General features: G+C 73.0%; 12 protein-coding genes. 4 read left to right on the top strand and 8 right to left on the bottom strand.

Annotation, left to right across the window (positions count from 1 at the left end):
* The first annotated feature begins 48 nt into the window (after positions 1–48).
* Positions 49–963: a LysR family transcriptional regulator ArgP gene (locus BIU89_RS07565; RefSeq protein WP_071245546.1), complete on the top strand. Its 915-nt coding sequence runs from the start codon at positions 49–51 to the stop codon at positions 961–963.
* Here BIU89_RS07565 and BIU89_RS07560 read toward each other — a convergent pair.
* Together BIU89_RS07560 and BIU89_RS07555 are read right to left on the bottom strand one after the other, a co-directional pair.
* Complete coding sequence (locus BIU89_RS07560; protein ID WP_071245544.1) at positions 954–1,733, bottom strand: Fpg/Nei family DNA glycosylase; 780 nt, start codon at positions 1,731–1,733, stop codon at positions 954–956. The genes BIU89_RS07565 and BIU89_RS07560 overlap by 10 nt on opposite strands.
* A 92-nt stretch (positions 1,734–1,825) precedes the next feature.
* Entirely contained in the window at positions 1,826–6,583 is a 4,758-nt protein-coding gene (locus BIU89_RS07555; protein ID WP_071245542.1) for an Lhr family ATP-dependent helicase, read from the bottom strand.
* A gap of 160 nt (positions 6,584–6,743) precedes the next feature.
* Here BIU89_RS07555 and BIU89_RS07550 point away from each other — a divergent pair, with 160 nt between their 5' ends.
* Positions 6,744–7,418, top strand: a complete 675-nt coding sequence (locus BIU89_RS07550) for a PadR family transcriptional regulator (RefSeq protein ID WP_027466765.1) — start codon at positions 6,744–6,746, stop codon at positions 7,416–7,418.
* A gap of 71 nt (positions 7,419–7,489) precedes the next feature.
* On the opposite strand, the gene BIU89_RS07545 is transcribed toward BIU89_RS07550, so the two are convergent.
* Positions 7,490–8,110 carry an alpha/beta hydrolase gene (locus BIU89_RS07545; RefSeq protein ID WP_083404236.1) on the bottom strand — a complete coding sequence of 207 codons (621 nt, stop codon included), beginning with the start codon at positions 8,108–8,110 and terminating at the stop codon, positions 7,490–7,492.
* Between the two features lie 73 nt (positions 8,111–8,183).
* Between BIU89_RS07545 and BIU89_RS07540 the strand changes: the two genes are divergently transcribed.
* Positions 8,184–8,726, top strand: coding sequence for an NUDIX hydrolase family protein (locus tag BIU89_RS07540; RefSeq protein WP_027466763.1), 543 nt, complete (start codon positions 8,184–8,186; stop codon positions 8,724–8,726).
* 103 nt (positions 8,727–8,829) lie between these two features.
* On the opposite strand, the gene BIU89_RS07535 is transcribed toward BIU89_RS07540, so the two are convergent.
* Both BIU89_RS07535 and BIU89_RS07530 read right to left on the bottom strand, forming a co-directional pair.
* Positions 8,830–9,033, bottom strand: coding sequence for a CsbD family protein (locus BIU89_RS07535; protein ID WP_027466762.1), 204 nt, complete (start codon positions 9,031–9,033; stop codon positions 8,830–8,832).
* 265 nt (positions 9,034–9,298) lie between these two features.
* Positions 9,299–10,909 (bottom strand): DEAD/DEAH box helicase, encoded by a 1,611-nt coding sequence (locus BIU89_RS07530; RefSeq protein WP_027466761.1) that lies wholly within the window; start codon positions 10,907–10,909, stop codon positions 9,299–9,301.
* Positions 10,910–11,197: 288 nt separating this feature from the next.
* Here BIU89_RS07530 and BIU89_RS07525 point away from each other — a divergent pair, with 288 nt between their 5' ends.
* Positions 11,198–12,031 carry an endo alpha-1,4 polygalactosaminidase gene (locus tag BIU89_RS07525; protein ID WP_071245538.1) on the top strand — a complete coding sequence of 278 codons (834 nt, stop codon included), beginning with the start codon at positions 11,198–11,200 and terminating at the stop codon, positions 12,029–12,031.
* A gap of 163 nt (positions 12,032–12,194) precedes the next feature.
* On the opposite strand, the gene BIU89_RS07520 is transcribed toward BIU89_RS07525, so the two are convergent.
* From BIU89_RS07520 to BIU89_RS07510, 3 genes are all read right to left on the bottom strand, one after another.
* The gene (locus BIU89_RS07520) at positions 12,195–12,554 is read right to left on the bottom strand and encodes a GntR family transcriptional regulator (RefSeq protein ID WP_035809483.1); all 360 of its coding nucleotides are present in this window, start codon (positions 12,552–12,554) and stop codon (positions 12,195–12,197) included.
* A gap of 10 nt (positions 12,555–12,564) precedes the next feature.
* Positions 12,565–13,137 carry a DUF1684 domain-containing protein gene (locus BIU89_RS07515; RefSeq protein ID WP_071245686.1) on the bottom strand — a complete coding sequence of 191 codons (573 nt, stop codon included), beginning with the start codon at positions 13,135–13,137 and terminating at the stop codon, positions 12,565–12,567.
* 132 nt (positions 13,138–13,269) lie between these two features.
* Entirely contained in the window at positions 13,270–13,752 is a 483-nt protein-coding gene (locus tag BIU89_RS07510) for a hypothetical protein (protein ID WP_071245536.1), read from the bottom strand.
* Between the last annotated feature and the right edge of the window lie 79 nt (positions 13,753–13,831).

Genomic DNA, 13,831 nt, shown 5'->3' with positions numbered 1-13,831 from the left:
ACCGGTGTAGTACAGCTCACGTTCCTGCAGCGCCGTAAGCTCAACTGCATGACCCGGTTCCAGCGCGAGCACCTCGAGACGCTGCTCGCCGCCGTCGACCACGGCACGCTCGACGCGGCGGCCCGCGCGCTGGCGATCACCCCGTCGGCGGTCTCGCAGCGGATCAAGTCCATGGAGCAGCAGGTCGGTCGGGTCCTGCTCCAGCGCACCACCCCGGTGCGCCCGACCGCGGACGGTGCAGTGGTGCTCCGGCACGCACGGCAGGTCCGGCTGCTCGACGAGGAGACCTCCCGAGCGCTCGGCGGTGGATCGTCGGTGGTGCCGTCCATCCCGCTGGCCGTGAACGCCGACTCGCTCGGCACCTGGTTCCTCGACGCCCTCGCCCTCGTCCGGGCCGACACCGAGGTGGTCTTCGACCTGCACCGCGAGGACCAGGACCGCACCGCCGAACTGCTCCGCGCCGGCACGGTGATGGGTGCCGTGACGGCCGAGGCGGATCCGGTGCAGGGCTGCTCGTCGGTGCCGCTCGGCATCGACCGGTACCGGGCGGTGGCGTCCCCGGCGTTCGTCGCCCGCTACCTCGGCGACACCGGCACCGAGCGGCGGATGCTCCGGCGGCTCGACGAGGTCCCGCTCGTCGACTACGACCGCGACGACGACCTGCAGCAGGGGTACCTGCGGCAGGTCCTCGGCCACGCTCCCGGAGGCCCGCGCCACTTCGTCCCGACCTCTGCCGACTTCGCCCGTGCGGTCACGCTCGGGTTCGGGTGGGGGCTGCTGCCCGAGGCGCACTGCCTCGAGGCGATCGACCGCGGTGTCCTGGTCGAGCTGGCCCCGGGTCGGCACGCCGACGTGGCGCTGTGGTGGCAGCGCTGGAACCTGGCGTCACCGCTCCTCGAACGGGTCACCGACGCCGTCCGTGCGACCGCCTCGTCGCGCCTGCACCCCGCGCGTCAGGTCTGACAGCGCGGACACCAGTACGTGTCGCGCAGGGTGAGTTCCGAGTCGCCGAGTTCGCCGTGCCGGATCGGGGTCCCGCACCGCAGACACGGCTTGCCGGCGCGACCGTAGACCCAGAAGCGTCGCCCCGGGCGGTCGACGCCGGTGGTGACGCGGGCACTGCGGTCACGGTTCGCCAGGATCAGTCGGCTGGCGAGCGTGATCGTCCGCGCCGGGTCCGGCACCTGCCCGACCGGACGCGTGGGCAGCACACCGCGCAGGAAGCAGAGTTCGTTCCGGTACACGTTGCCGAGCCCGGCGAGCACCCGCTGGTCGAGCAGTGCCAACCCGACCGGGCGCTCGGGGTCCTCGGTCAGGTTGGCGAGCGCCAGGTCGGCGTCCCAGTCCGGGCCGAGCAGATCGGGCCCCAGGTGTCCGACGATCTCTGACTCCTGGTCGCGTGGCACGACCTCGAGCACCCCGAGGGCGAAACCGACGGTGGAGACCCCCTCGGCGTCCAGGATCGCCCGGGCCTGGTGCGCAGGGCGTCGCCAGCGGTCACCGGGCGCGTAGACGTCCCACCGGCCCTCCATCTTCAGGTGCGAGTGCACGGTCAGGTCGCCGATGCGGTGCAGCAGGTGCTTGCCGCGGGGGACGACCTCGTCGACGGTGCGGCCGACCAGGTCGAGCGTCGCGAAGGCGGGGACCCGGAAGTCGCTCTTCGTCAGGACCTTGCCCGCCAGCGCGGTGTGCAGGCGGCGGGCAGCCCGGTAGACGGTGTCGCCTTCAGGCACGGGTCACCTCCGACGGGTGCGCGCAGCCCGTCCGGACGGCACGGGTCGCGTCCGGCACGTGGTCGCCGCACTGCCGGGAGGCGCGGCTCGCCTCACACACGGAGCCGCAGCCCCTGCGGGGTCGCCGTGAACCCCGCGGCCCGGAGCGCGCCACCGAGCGGCGTCTCGAGCACGAAGTCCCCGTCGACCCGCTCGACCGAGAGCTTCCGCAGCCCGGTCCGGACGATGCCGGCGATGGAGGCGGCCGCGGCAGCGAGGTCGGCGGCGTCGTCGGTGAAGGTCAGCACCGACTTGCCGCCGCGCTCCACGTACACGGTGAGCTTGCCGTCGACGGTCGTCACCAGTGCACCCGCCTTGCGCCCGGGCCGGTGGCCCCGCGTGGTCTTGGCGCCGCTGCCGACCGCAGTCCCCGACGGGGCGGGTTCGACGTCGTCGGCTGCGACACCGTGGTCTGCGTCGCCCGTCGGCCACGGCAACGAGGCCCCGAACGGGTTCGCCGGGTCGGTCGCTGCGAGCGTGAGCGCCTCGCGCTTCCGGTCCGGATCGTCGCGCTCGTCGTCGCCGAGTTCGCGGGCGTAGGTGCGCAGCCGGTCGACGGTCGGGCCGGTGGCGAACTGGGCGGCACCGAGCCCCTCGACGAAGTACCCGCGACGAGCCCGGCCGGACTCCTCGAAGCGCGAGAGCACCCGGTACACCCCGGCGAAACCACCCCGGACGCCCTCGACCTGCACGGCGCCGCGGGTGACGACGCCGTAGCGTTCGAGCAGCTGTTCGGCGGTCGCCGCGGCCCGCACCGTCGAGTCGGACTCGGCCAGCGGCAGCAAGGACCACCGGCCCCCGACGGACGGCGGCCCGGACTGCGTCGGCATCGTCGGACGCCGACGGCCGCGGTAGGCCCGAGCCCGCGGAGCACTCGAGCTCTTCGCCTTGCCGCCGAGCATCGAGCGCAGCGGGGCGAACGTGTCGTTCGTGATCTGCCCGGCCCACACCAGGTCCCACAGCGCGGTGGTGAGCGCCTGGTCGTCGCTGCTGCCCACGGCCTGGCCCAGCTGCCGGAAGAAGTACGCGCCACCGCCGGCCAGGGCGCCGAGCACGTCCCGCTGCAGCTCGGTCGTCTCGTCCCCGGAGGGCTCGGCGAGCGTCGTCGCCGCGGTGTCGGCCAGGTGCAGGCGCACCCAGCCGTCGTTGCCGGGCAGGGTGCCCCCGCCGGACCACAGGACCTCGCCGGTGGCGGTGAGTTCGTCGAGCATGCTCGTCGAGTAGTCGGTGACGCGCGACGGCAGCACCAGGGTCTCCCACGCGCTGGCGGGCAGGGCGACCCCGGCGAGCTGGTCGATCACCTGCAGGACGCCGTCGACGCCACGGAGCCCACCGCGGGTCCCGGGGGTCCGCACGTGCTGCCAGGCGGGCAGGAACCGGGCGAGGGTGTCCGGCGAGACCGGTTCGACCTCGTGCCGCAGGGCCGCGAGGGACTTCGTGCGGATCCGTCGCAGGACCTCGGCGTCGCACCACTCGGCACCCTGGCGATCGGGGCGGAACTCGCCCTCCACCACCCGGCGGTCGGCGACGAGTCGGCGCAGGGTGTCCTGCACGACGGCGATGCCCAGCCCGAGACGACCGGCGGCCTCCTGCGCGGAGAACGGCCCGTGCGACCGCGCGTAGCGGCCGATCAGGTCGCCGAGGGGGTCGGCCACGGGCTCGATGAACGCCGTGGGCACACCGATCGGCAGCGGGACCCCGAGGGCGTCGCGCAGGCGAGCGGCGTCCTCGATCACGGCCCAGCGGGTCGCGCCGGCGTGCGAGAACGAGAGCACCCGGCGGTCCCGCTCCAACACCTGGAGCGTGCTCCGCAGCTCGGCGGTGGCCGCTGGACGGTCGGCGGTGTCGGCGAGCCAGCTCCGGTCGACCGCTTCGTCGAGGTCGAGCGCGCCGACGAGCCGCAGCACGTCCACGAGTCCTTCGGCGTCACGGGCACGACGGTCCGGCGACAGCCGCTGCAGGTCGCGCTCCACCGAGGTGATGACCGCCGGGTCGAGCAGCTCGCGCAGCTCCGCGCGTCCGAGCAGTTCGCCGAGCAACGTCGAGTCGAGCGACAGGGCCGCTGCCCGGCGTTCGGCGAGCGGGGTGTCGCCCTCGTACATGAAGGCCGCGACGTACCCGAACAGGATCGACCGGGCGAACGGCGACGGCTGCTCGGTCTCCGTCTCGACCAGGCGGATCCGGCGTCCGGCGATGTCGTCGGCGATCCCGAGCAGCGCGGGCACGTCGTAGACGTCCTGCAGCACCTCGCGCACGGTCTCGAGCACGATCGGGAACGTCGGGTACTTCTGCGCGACCTCGAGCAGCTGCGAGGCCCGCTGCCGCTGCTGCCAGAGCGGCGACCGCTGCCCGGGGTTCCGTCGGGGCAGCAGCAGGGCGCGCGCCGCGCACTCGCGGAACCGCGCGGCGAACAGCGCCGAGCCGCCGACCTCGTCGGTGACCAGGGCCTCGAGGTCGTCGCGCTCGAACACGAACAGGTCGGCACCCGGTGGCTCGGCGTCGGTCTCCGGGATGCGGACGACGATGCCGTCGTCGGCCGCCATCGCGTCACCGTCGATGCCGTGCCGTTCGCGCAGCCGTGCGGCGACGGCCAGGGCCCACGGCGCGTGCACCTGCATGCCGTAGGGCGAGTGCAGGATGAGCCGCCAGTCCCCGAGCTCGTCGCGGAAGCGCTCGATGACGAGCGTGGTGTCGTTCGGCACGTGACCGGTGGCCGCGCGCTGGTCGCGCAGGAAGGTCAGCAGGTTGGTGATCGCGCGCTCGTCGAGTCCACCGGCGGCGACGCGGGCGCGGGCGTCGTCGTCCGAGGCGCCCTCGACCTCGCGCACGAAGGCACCGGTCGCCCGGCCGAGCTCGGCGGGCCGGCCGATGCCGTCGCCCTTCCAGAACGGCACGCGTCCGGGCTGCCCGAACGCCGGGCTCACGACGACGCGGTCGTGGGTGATCTCCTCGATCCGCCAGCTCGTCGCGCCGAGGGCGAAGACGTCGCCCACGCGCGACTCGTAGACCATCTCCTCGTCGAGCTCGCCGACACGGGACGCCTTCTCGCCGACCATGAAGACGCCGAACATGCCGCGGTCGGGGATCGTCCCGCCGCTCGTCACCGCGAGTCGCTGCGCACCGGGGCGCCCGGTCAGGGTGCCGTGTACGCGGTCCCAGACCAGCCGTGGCCGGAGCTCGGCGAACTCGTCGCTCGGGTACCGGCCCGTGACCAGGTCGAGCGTCGCCTCGAACGCCGACCGGGGCAGGCCGCTGAACGGGGCGCTCCGCCGCACGAGCTCGAACCAGTGCTCGACGTCGAGGGTGTCGATCGCCCCGGCGGCCACGGTGTGCTGCGCCAGGACGTCGAGCGGGTTCGCCGGCACCGAGATCGACTCGATCTGACCCGTGACCATCCGCTCGACCGTGACCGCGCTGTTGACCAGGTCGGCCCGGTGCTTCGGGAACAGCACGCCGCGGGAGATCTCACCCACCTGGTGGCCCGCGCGACCGACGCGCTGCAGGCCGCTCGCGACCGACGGCGGCGCCTCGACCTGGACGACCAGGTCGACCTCGCCCATGTCGATGCCGAGCTCGAGGGAACTCGTCGCGACGACGCACCGCAGCCGACCGGACTTCAGGTCGTCCTCGATGATCGCGCGCTGGTCCTTCGACACCGAGCCGTGGTGTGCGCGGGCGAGCACCGGGACGGAGGCGTCCGAGCCCCCGCCACCCGTCTGCCCGGACCCGCCGATCAGCTGCGCCGGCGGTCGCTTGGCCCCCTGGGGTGCGACGGCGTGCGCCGAGGTGCGGGCCGGTGACTGTGGTCGACCCCGCGCCGCGGGGAGCCCGTCGTCGTCCGGGGACGCCCCCGCCGGCACCAGCACGCCGTCACCGGCGGCGGCGAGCACGCGTTCCTCGTGGATCTCGTTGAGCCGCGCCGTGAGCCGTTCGGCCAGCCGCCGCGAGTTCGCGAACACGATGGTCGATCGGTGTTCCTCGATCAGGTCGACGACACGTTCTTCGACGTGCGGCCAGATCGACCCGTTCGTCGGCGACTCGGACGCGTCCGCGCCGACCGGCGGCGCCCCGAGCTCGGTCATGTCGTCGACGGGCACCACGACCCGCAGGTCGAAGGTCTTCTGCGCGGGCGGCGCGATGATCGTCACCGGTGCACGGCCGCCGAGGAACCGCGCGACCTCTTCCGGCGGGCGGACGGTCGCGGACAACCCGATGCGCTGCACGGGCTTGTCGAGCAGGTCGTCGAGGCGCTCGAGTGACACGGCCAGGTGCGCACCGCGCTTGGTCGAGGCGACCGCGTGGACCTCGTCCACGATGACCGTGTCGACGTTCACCAGGGTCTCGCGCGCCTGCGAGGTGAGCATCAGGTAGAGCGACTCGGGCGTGGTGATGAGGATGTCCGGCGGCTGGCGCAGGAGCTTCTGGCGGTCGGACGACGGGGTGTCACCGCTGCGCACCCCGACCGTGACGTCCGGAGGTTCGGTGCCGAGGCGCCGAGCGGTCTGGGTGATGCCGACGAGCGGGCTCCGCAGGTTGCGCTCGACGTCGACGCCGAGGGCCTTGAGCGGCGAGACGTAGAGCACCCGCGTGCGCTGCTTCGCCGGCGGACGGTCCGTCGCGCTGATGAGCCGGTCGATCGACCACAGGAACGACGCCAGGGTCTTGCCGGAGCCGGTCGGGGCGATCACGAGTGCGTGCTGCCCGGTCGAGATGGCGTCCCACGCCCCGGCCTGCGCCGGCGTCGGTGCGTCGAAGGCGCCGCGGAACCACTCGGTGGTGGCGGGGGAGAAGCGCTCGAAGACGTCCGTCATGGTCCGTCCCATCCTGCCCGCCACCACCGACAGCAGGCCGAGCGCACGTACGCCTTGACAGAGCGATAGTTAGCGATCTATCGTAAACACATCGCGATACGACGAAGACGATCAGGTCAGACCGGTCGCGAGCCGACTCAGCACGATGAAAGGACTCCTCATGCGCCCCTCGTATGACGACGACAGCAACACGTCCCCCCGCGACCAGCGCGGGTTCGGCCCGCGCGGCCCCCGCTTCGGCGGCGCGCGGCAGCACCACGGCGCCGGGTTCCCCGGCCGTGACCGCGGTGACCACGACCACGGCGGCCGCGGCTTCGGTGGTCGCGGGTTCGGCCCCGGTTTCGGCCCGGGCATGGGCTTCGGCCCCGGTTTCGGCGGGCCCGGCTTCGGCCGCGAACGCCGTCGCCGCGGTGACGTCCGTCTCGCGATCCTCGGTCTGCTGGCCGAGGGCCCGCAGAACGGGTACGCCGTGATCAAGACCATCGCCGAGCGCACCGGCGGTGCCTGGAAGCCGAGCCCCGGCTCGGTCTACCCGACGCTCCAGCAGCTCGTCGACGAAGACCTCGTGGTCTCGTCGGGCGACGGCCGCAAGACGCTCTTCGAGCTCACCGACGCCGGCAAGGCCGAGACCGAGGCCAAGGCCGACGAGATCGCTGCGGCACTCGACGGAGCGCCGGGCATCCCGGACGCCCAGCGCGAGTTCTTCGAGGCGCTCCGGAAGACCATGGGCGTCCTGCAGATGTACCGCAGCACCGCGACCGAGGAACAGGCCAAGGCCGCCACGGCCAAGGTGGACCAGCTCCGCAAGGACCTGCTCCAGATCCTCGCCGACTGACGGACGTCACCCATGACGGACAGGAGGCCCGGTGCCAGCTGGCACCGGGCCTCCTGTCCGTCGTCGTGCGCCTACACCGCGTCGACGAAGGCCGCCACGTCCGCCAGCTCCGCCGTCGACACGGCGTGCGGCAAGCCCGCGTAGGAACGGTCGGTCACGTCGGTGTGCGCTGCGGCCCACGCCTGCGTCCGGGCGGTGGCCTCGGACGGGATCACCGGGTCGAGGTCACCGTGCCCCAGGAACACCCGCGGCCGCACGGCCGACACGGCCTCGTCGCGCGAGTCCGTGTCGCCCGGCACGACGAACCCCGACAGCGACACCGCGAACGCGAACGCCGTGGGCCGGGCTCGCAGGAGCTGGAGCGCCATCGAACCGCCCTGCGAGAACCCGAGCAGCCCGATCCGCGGGTGGTCGGCGGCGACGGAGTCGATCCAGTCGAGCACCTCGGCGGTCGCGGCGTCCACCGCCTCGGGCGCTGGGGAGCCGGGCGCGCCGAGCGGGTACCAGCTGAAGCCGGGCCCCCACGGCATCGGCGCGCGGAGCGACGCGACGGTCCACGCGGGCGGCAGCGCGGGGGCGAGCCCGAGCAGGTCGTGCTCGTTCGAGCCCACCCCGTGCATCGCCACGAGCAGGGGTGTGCCCCGCCGGTCCGAGGCACTCCGTGTCCACTGCACCAGGTCCGCATCGATCATGTGGACAACGCTAACCATCCCCAACTCCCGCGCCTTCCGCCGAACTCGCCGCCGTCCCTGGTAGACACGGTGCATGTCCTCGCTGCGCACCCCCGATCCCGACTCCGGCTGGCTGTCCGACGAGGAGCTCGCGAACGTCCGCCGTCGTCTGCCGATCTGCTACGTCGAGGCGGTCCCCGTCCGCACCGACGGTCTCGGCGTCGTGACCGAGGTCGGCGTGCTCCTGCGTGTCTCCCCGAGCGGCCTCATCGCCCGCACCCTGGTGTCCGGCCGCGTGATGTTCGGCGAGTCGATCCGCACCGCGCTGTTCCGCCACCTCGAGAAGGACCTCGGGCCGATGGCGTTCCCGCAGCTGCCCTCGAGCCCGACGCCGTTCACCGTGGCCGAGTACTTCCCGCTGCCCGGTGCCTCGGTGTACACCGACGAGCGGCAGCACGCGATCTCGCTGGCGTACGTCGTCCCCGTCACGGGAACGTGCGAGCCCCGGCAGGACGCCCTCGAGCTCACGTGGATGAGCCCGATGGAAGCCGCGTCCGACGCCGTCGCCGACGAGATGGAAGGCGGCCGCGGCGCACTGCTGCGGGCCGGCCTGGCATCGGTCGGCGCCCTGCACTAGCCCGATCGGCGCGTCCACGCCCGGCGCACGACGAAGCCCGCGCACGACGAAGCCCCCGGATCCGATCGGATCCGGGGGCTTCGCAGCGCGGTCGCGAGCCGGCTTAGTGCTTGTCGTCCTTGAAGCTGTCGGCGACGCCGTGCGCGGCGTCCTTGACGTCGGTGACGCCCTGCTTCGCCGAGGCCTTGCCCTGGTCGGTCTGGCCTTCGGCCTTCAGCCGGTCGTTACCGGTCGCGTTGCCGGCGGCTTCCTTGACCTTGCCTGCCGCCTTCTCAGCGGCGTTCTTGATGTCATCGATGCCAGCCATAGGCACTCCTTCCAGAAGCGGACGTGTTCCCCGTCAGCCGCTTGCGCGGCATCCGGTGAGTGAGACCGTACGCCCGGCGGAGTACCCCACCCCCAGCCCCCGCCAAGGTTCGTCCGAGCCCGGACGCAAAACACCGGTGTTCACGGAACACGCCGCGGGATGCGGGGGTTCGAAACGTGAACACCGGTGTTTTGCGGGCACCGACGCGCTCAGGCCGAGCGGGTCAGGCCGCGTGGGTCAGGCCGAGCGGGTCAGGCCGCGCAGGTCAGTGGCGGTCGGCAGCGCCGGCCGGACGGGAGGCGCGGCGCGAGCCACCACGACGGTTGCCGCCCGACTCGTTGCCGGACCGACCCGCGGCGTAGCCGCCCTCGGACGACCAGACGGCCGACGAGCCGCCGCGCACGACGTCGCTGCTGCCCGAGCGACGGTTGCCGCCGCTGCGGCGACCACCGGTCGAACCGGCGGCCGCGGCACCGGAGCGCCCGGCACCCTCGGTCCGTGCGCCACGGGCCGGACGGCCCTGACGGCCCCCGGCCGAACCGGCGGACTCGCCAGCCGAGCCGGAGCGCGCGGGCTGCGCCGCGCCTCCAGACCGACCGCCGCGGCCACGGCGACGACCGCCGCCGTCACCGGCGGACTCGGCCGAGCGCTGCTTGGGCTGACGCTGCTGGGTGGGCTGCTCCTCGGCCACGTGGCGGATCGGAGCGACCTCGCCGACGAGCGCGGTGACGGCCGGGGAGGTCGCCGTGACGTGCTGCGGGGTGACCTTGATCGCGGCTGCACGCATCATCTGCGCGACGTCGCGACGCTCGGCGGGCATCGTCACCGTGACGACGTCACCGGACGAACCGGCGCGCGCCGTGCGGCCCGAGCGGTGCAGGTACGCCTTGTGCTCGGTGGGCGGGTCGACGTGCACGACGAGCTCGACGTTGTCGACGTGCACACCGCGGGCGGCGACGTCGGTGGCGACGAGCACGAGCGCCTCGCCGGAGGAGAACTTCGCGAGGTTGCGCTCACGGGCACCCTGCGACAGGTTGCCCTGCAGGTCGACGGCCGGGATCCCCTGGCTGCTGAGCTGCTTGGCCAGGCGCTTGGCGTGGTGCTTCGTGCGCATGAAGAGGATGCGGCGACCGTTGCCCGAGGCGAGGGCGCTCACGAGGTGCTTCTTCGCGTCTGCGTCGGCGACCTCGAACAGGTGGTGGGTCATCGCCTCGACGGGGCTGTTCGCCTCGTCGACGGAGTGCATCACCGGGTTGTGCAGGAACTTCTTGACGAGCTTGTCCACGCCGTTGTCGAGCGTGGCGGAGAACAGCAGTCGCTGCCCGTTCTCGGGCGTCGCCTGCATGATCTTGGTCACGCCGGGCAGGAAGCCCATGTCGGCCATGTGGTCGGCCTCGTCGAGGACGGTGACCTCGATGTCGCCCAGGTTCACGTGGCCCTGCTGCATGAGGTCGGCGAGGCGACCCGGGCAGGCGACCACGACGTCGACGCCGCCGCGCAGGGCGTCGACCTGACGACCCTGACCGACGCCACCGAAGATGGTCGTGGTGTTGAGGCCCATGGCCTTGGCGAGCGGGGCGAGGGCGACGTCGATCTGCGTCGCGAGCTCACGGGTGGGGGCGAGCACCAGGGCGCGGGGGCGGCCGGCGCGGCGCTTGCGGCCGCTGGCGGCGAGGCGGGCGACGAGCGGGATCGCGAAGGCGATGGTCTTGCCGGAGCCGGTGCGGCCGCGGCCGAGGACGTCCTTGCCCTGCAGGGAGTCCGGGAGGGTGTCCGCCTGGATGGGGAACGCCATGTCCTTGCCCTGGTCGGCGAGGACGGAGACCATCGGCGCGGGGACGCCGAGGTCGGAGAAACGGATGTCTTCGGTGGTCATGGTGACCTTTCGAGCCGGAGCAGTCCGGCTGTGGGCGCGCTCTGAGGCAGCGCGCGGGCGGGATGCGCGCCAACGGATGTGGCTGGCGCAGTCGCCGCAGCAGAGAAGCCTGGGCACCTTCGTGAGGTGCTCGATCATCGACCGGAGTCTGGAGACAGCTGGTCGGGAGTTCGGGGCGTCCGTACGACGCACGAGGCGATCGGCGCCTCGAGTACGACCAGCATAGCGTGCACATCCCCGGAACGGCGAGGGCGGGGTCGTTCGCCCGTGGCGTGCGAGGATTCCGGGGTGCGCACGCGATCCGTCCTGTTGACCACCGCGATGGCCCTGGTGGCCGTCCTCGGCACCGCCGGCTGCGCCGAGGCCGCCACGACCAGCGCGGCCGGGAGCTACCGCAACCTGCCGACCTCGGGTCGCGTGGACTACCAGCTCGGCGGCGGGTACACCCCGCCCTCCGGCGTGACGATCGTCGAGCGCGACAGCACCGACCGCCCGGCGAAGGGCAAGTACAACATCTGCTACGTCAACGGGTTCCAGACGCAGCCCGAGGCCGCCAGCACGTGGAAGAAGTCGTACCCGTCGGCGATCCTCCGTGACCGTGCGGGCAAGCCGGTCTCGGACCCGGGGTGGCCGGACGAGATGCTCCTCGACACCCGGACCGCGGCGAAGCGTGCCCTGATCACGAAGGTGCTCGCGAAGACCGTCGCCCGCTGCGGTGACCGCGGGTTCGACGCGGTGGAGTTCGACAACCTCGACTCGTGGACCCGGAGCGGCAAGCGGCTGACCCGTGCCGGCAACCTGGCGCTCGCGAAGTCGCTCGTCGCCGAGGGACACCGGCACGGCCTGGCCGTGGGGCAGAAGAACACCCCGCAGCTCGGGGCGTCCGGCAGGAAGCAGACCGGGTTCGACTTCGTCGTCGCCGAGGAGTGCGTGCAGTACCGGGAGTGCGCCGCGTACACGAAGGCCTACGGCGGACGGGTCATCGACGTCGAGTACTCGGACACGCTCGAGGGCTCGTGGGCGTCGGTCTGCGGGCTGGAGAGCCGCCCGGCCATGACGATCCTGCGCGACCGCGACCTGGTGACCCCGACGGACGACGCGTACGTGTACGAGCACTGCTGAGCGCTCGGAACGGTCCTTCCCAGAACGCCTGCGATGCCTGGTCGGATCGGGCGTACCGGGTCAGAACTTCCGACCGGGAATGCCCGGAACGACCAGGTACGCCCGGAAGCGCCAGCCAGTCACCCGCGCCAGCCAGCCACCCGCGCCCGCACGCCGGCCGGCGCTACGCCGGCCAGGCCTCCCGCAACGCGGTCGCCGCCTGGTCCGCCGACAGCCCCGCCGAGCGTGCCGCAGCGGCCAGGGCACGAGCGGCCTCGGCCACCGCGTCCGGTACCGCTGCCGGCCGCACCACCCGGGTGCCGGCGCCCCGTGCGGTGTGCACGAGCCCGGCCTCCTCGAGCAGCTGGTAGGCCTTCGCGACGGTGCCGGCGGCGAGCCCGAGCTCGTCCGCCAGCCCACGGACGCTCGGCAGTCGTTCGCCGTCCACCAGGTACCCGGCGGTGATCTGCGCGGCGATCTGCGATCGGACCTGCTCGAACGGCGGCACGCGGCCACCGACGTCGAGGGCGACGAGTCCTGTCATGCGTTCCACCCTAGAAGTCGTACTGCTCGCCGACGGGGATCGGGACCGGCACGGTGTTGCCCGGAGGCGCGAGCGGGCACGCCCACGCCGGGTCGTACGCGCACGACGGGTTGTAGGCGAAGTTGAAGTCGAGCACGAGCGACCCGAGGTCGTCGCCGCCCAGGTCCGAGCCCTTGATGGTGTCGAGCAGGTAGCGTCCGCCACCGTACGTGCCGCGGGCCTTGCCGGCGCTGGCGTCCTTGACCGGGACGAACACCCCGCCCGCGTAGCCGCCGTGCTTCCAGACGTCGAGCGTGCCGACACCGGGGACCCGCACGAGGCCGAGCCGGTCGAAGTGGACGACGCCGTCGGTGCCGGTCTCGAAGTCGAACTCGGCGGGCTCCGTGGCCTCGATGTGCACCTGGAACCGCCACGCCGGGTCGTAGTCCGGCACCGGCAGGGACTCGAAGTCGCGGGCATCCTCGTCGAGCAGCGGCGACGCGGGGTGCTCCGCGAACATCGCGTCCCGGGTCTCGCGCCAGAGCGCGTGCGCCGTCTGGGGATCCGGGGTGGCGCGGACGCGGCGGTACAGGTCGAACGTCATCCGCCGCCAATCCGTCGTCGCCAGCGTGCTGCGCACGCGGTCGTCGGTCGTCGGCTCCTGGGGGCGCGTCTGGCTCACGTGGTCGAGGCTACGCCCGCTCCGCGGTGGACGGGAGGCCCGACCCGCGTCACGTCACTCGCCGTCGGTCCGCCAGGTGGGCGCGAGGGCGCGCATACGGAACGCCCGCCACTGCCAGATGACCCACATGCCGGGCCACAGGGCGAGCCCGAGGACGGCCGGTCGCATCCGGTAGGTCAGGCGGTCGAGCAGCAGGGTGCGGCCTCCCGGTGCGGGGACGACGGCCATCCGGTGCGACATCGTCATCCGCCCGAACAACCCGGCCGTGCCGCCGCCGTTGTCGCGCTGCACGTGGACTCCCCGGACCTCGTACAGGTCGAGGTCGACGTGCGTGTCGCCGCTCGGCACCAGCCCGAAGGCGTCCGCGGTGATCGGGTGCGGGTGCCCGGGCTCCCAGCGCTCCGGGAAGCCCCGGGGGTCGCGCGAGCGGTACGCCAGGAACGGTTTCGTCACCGCCACCATCACGGACGGGGACAGCAGGGCATCGCGCACGGCGTCGACCGGCGCATCGAGGACGATCCGGAGGCCGACGTGCATGGCGGTGACGCTACGCCCGCGGGCTGGACGGCGCGCCGTGGCTCGGCGGGCGAGACGATGCCGGCGCGACGACGCCGGC

The sequence above is a fragment of the Curtobacterium sp. MCBA15_005 genome, assembly GCF_001864855.1.
Lineage (GTDB): Bacteria > Actinomycetota > Actinomycetes > Actinomycetales > Microbacteriaceae > Curtobacterium > Curtobacterium flaccumfaciens.
This window is presented reverse-complemented; position numbering and strand designations above follow the sequence as displayed.

Bases quoted from the DNA above. Each gene is read 5' to 3' on its own strand.
- BIU89_RS07565 (WP_071245546.1), top strand. From the start codon at position 49: ATGACCCGGTTCCAGCGCGAGCACCTCGAGACGCTGCTCGCCGCCGTC.
- BIU89_RS07555 (WP_071245542.1), bottom strand. From the start codon at position 6,583: ATGACGGACGTCTTCGAGCGCTTCTCCCCCGCCACCACCGAGTGGTTC.
- BIU89_RS07550 (WP_027466765.1), top strand. From the start codon at position 6,744: ATGCGCCCCTCGTATGACGACGACAGCAACACGTCCCCCCGCGACCAG.
- BIU89_RS07545 (WP_083404236.1), bottom strand. From the start codon at position 8,110: ATGATCGATGCGGACCTGGTGCAGTGGACACGGAGTGCCTCGGACCGG.
- BIU89_RS07540 (WP_027466763.1), top strand. From the start codon at position 8,184: ATGTCCTCGCTGCGCACCCCCGATCCCGACTCCGGCTGGCTGTCCGAC.
- BIU89_RS07535 (WP_027466762.1), bottom strand. From the start codon at position 9,033: ATGGCTGGCATCGATGACATCAAGAACGCCGCTGAGAAGGCGGCAGGC.
- BIU89_RS07530 (WP_027466761.1), bottom strand. From the start codon at position 10,909: ATGACCACCGAAGACATCCGTTTCTCCGACCTCGGCGTCCCCGCGCCG.
- BIU89_RS07520 (WP_035809483.1), bottom strand. From the start codon at position 12,554: ATGACAGGACTCGTCGCCCTCGACGTCGGTGGCCGCGTGCCGCCGTTC.
- BIU89_RS07515 (WP_071245686.1), bottom strand. From the start codon at position 13,137: ATGACGTTCGACCTGTACCGCCGCGTCCGCGCCACCCCGGATCCCCAG.
- BIU89_RS07510 (WP_071245536.1), bottom strand. From the start codon at position 13,752: ATGCACGTCGGCCTCCGGATCGTCCTCGATGCGCCGGTCGACGCCGTG.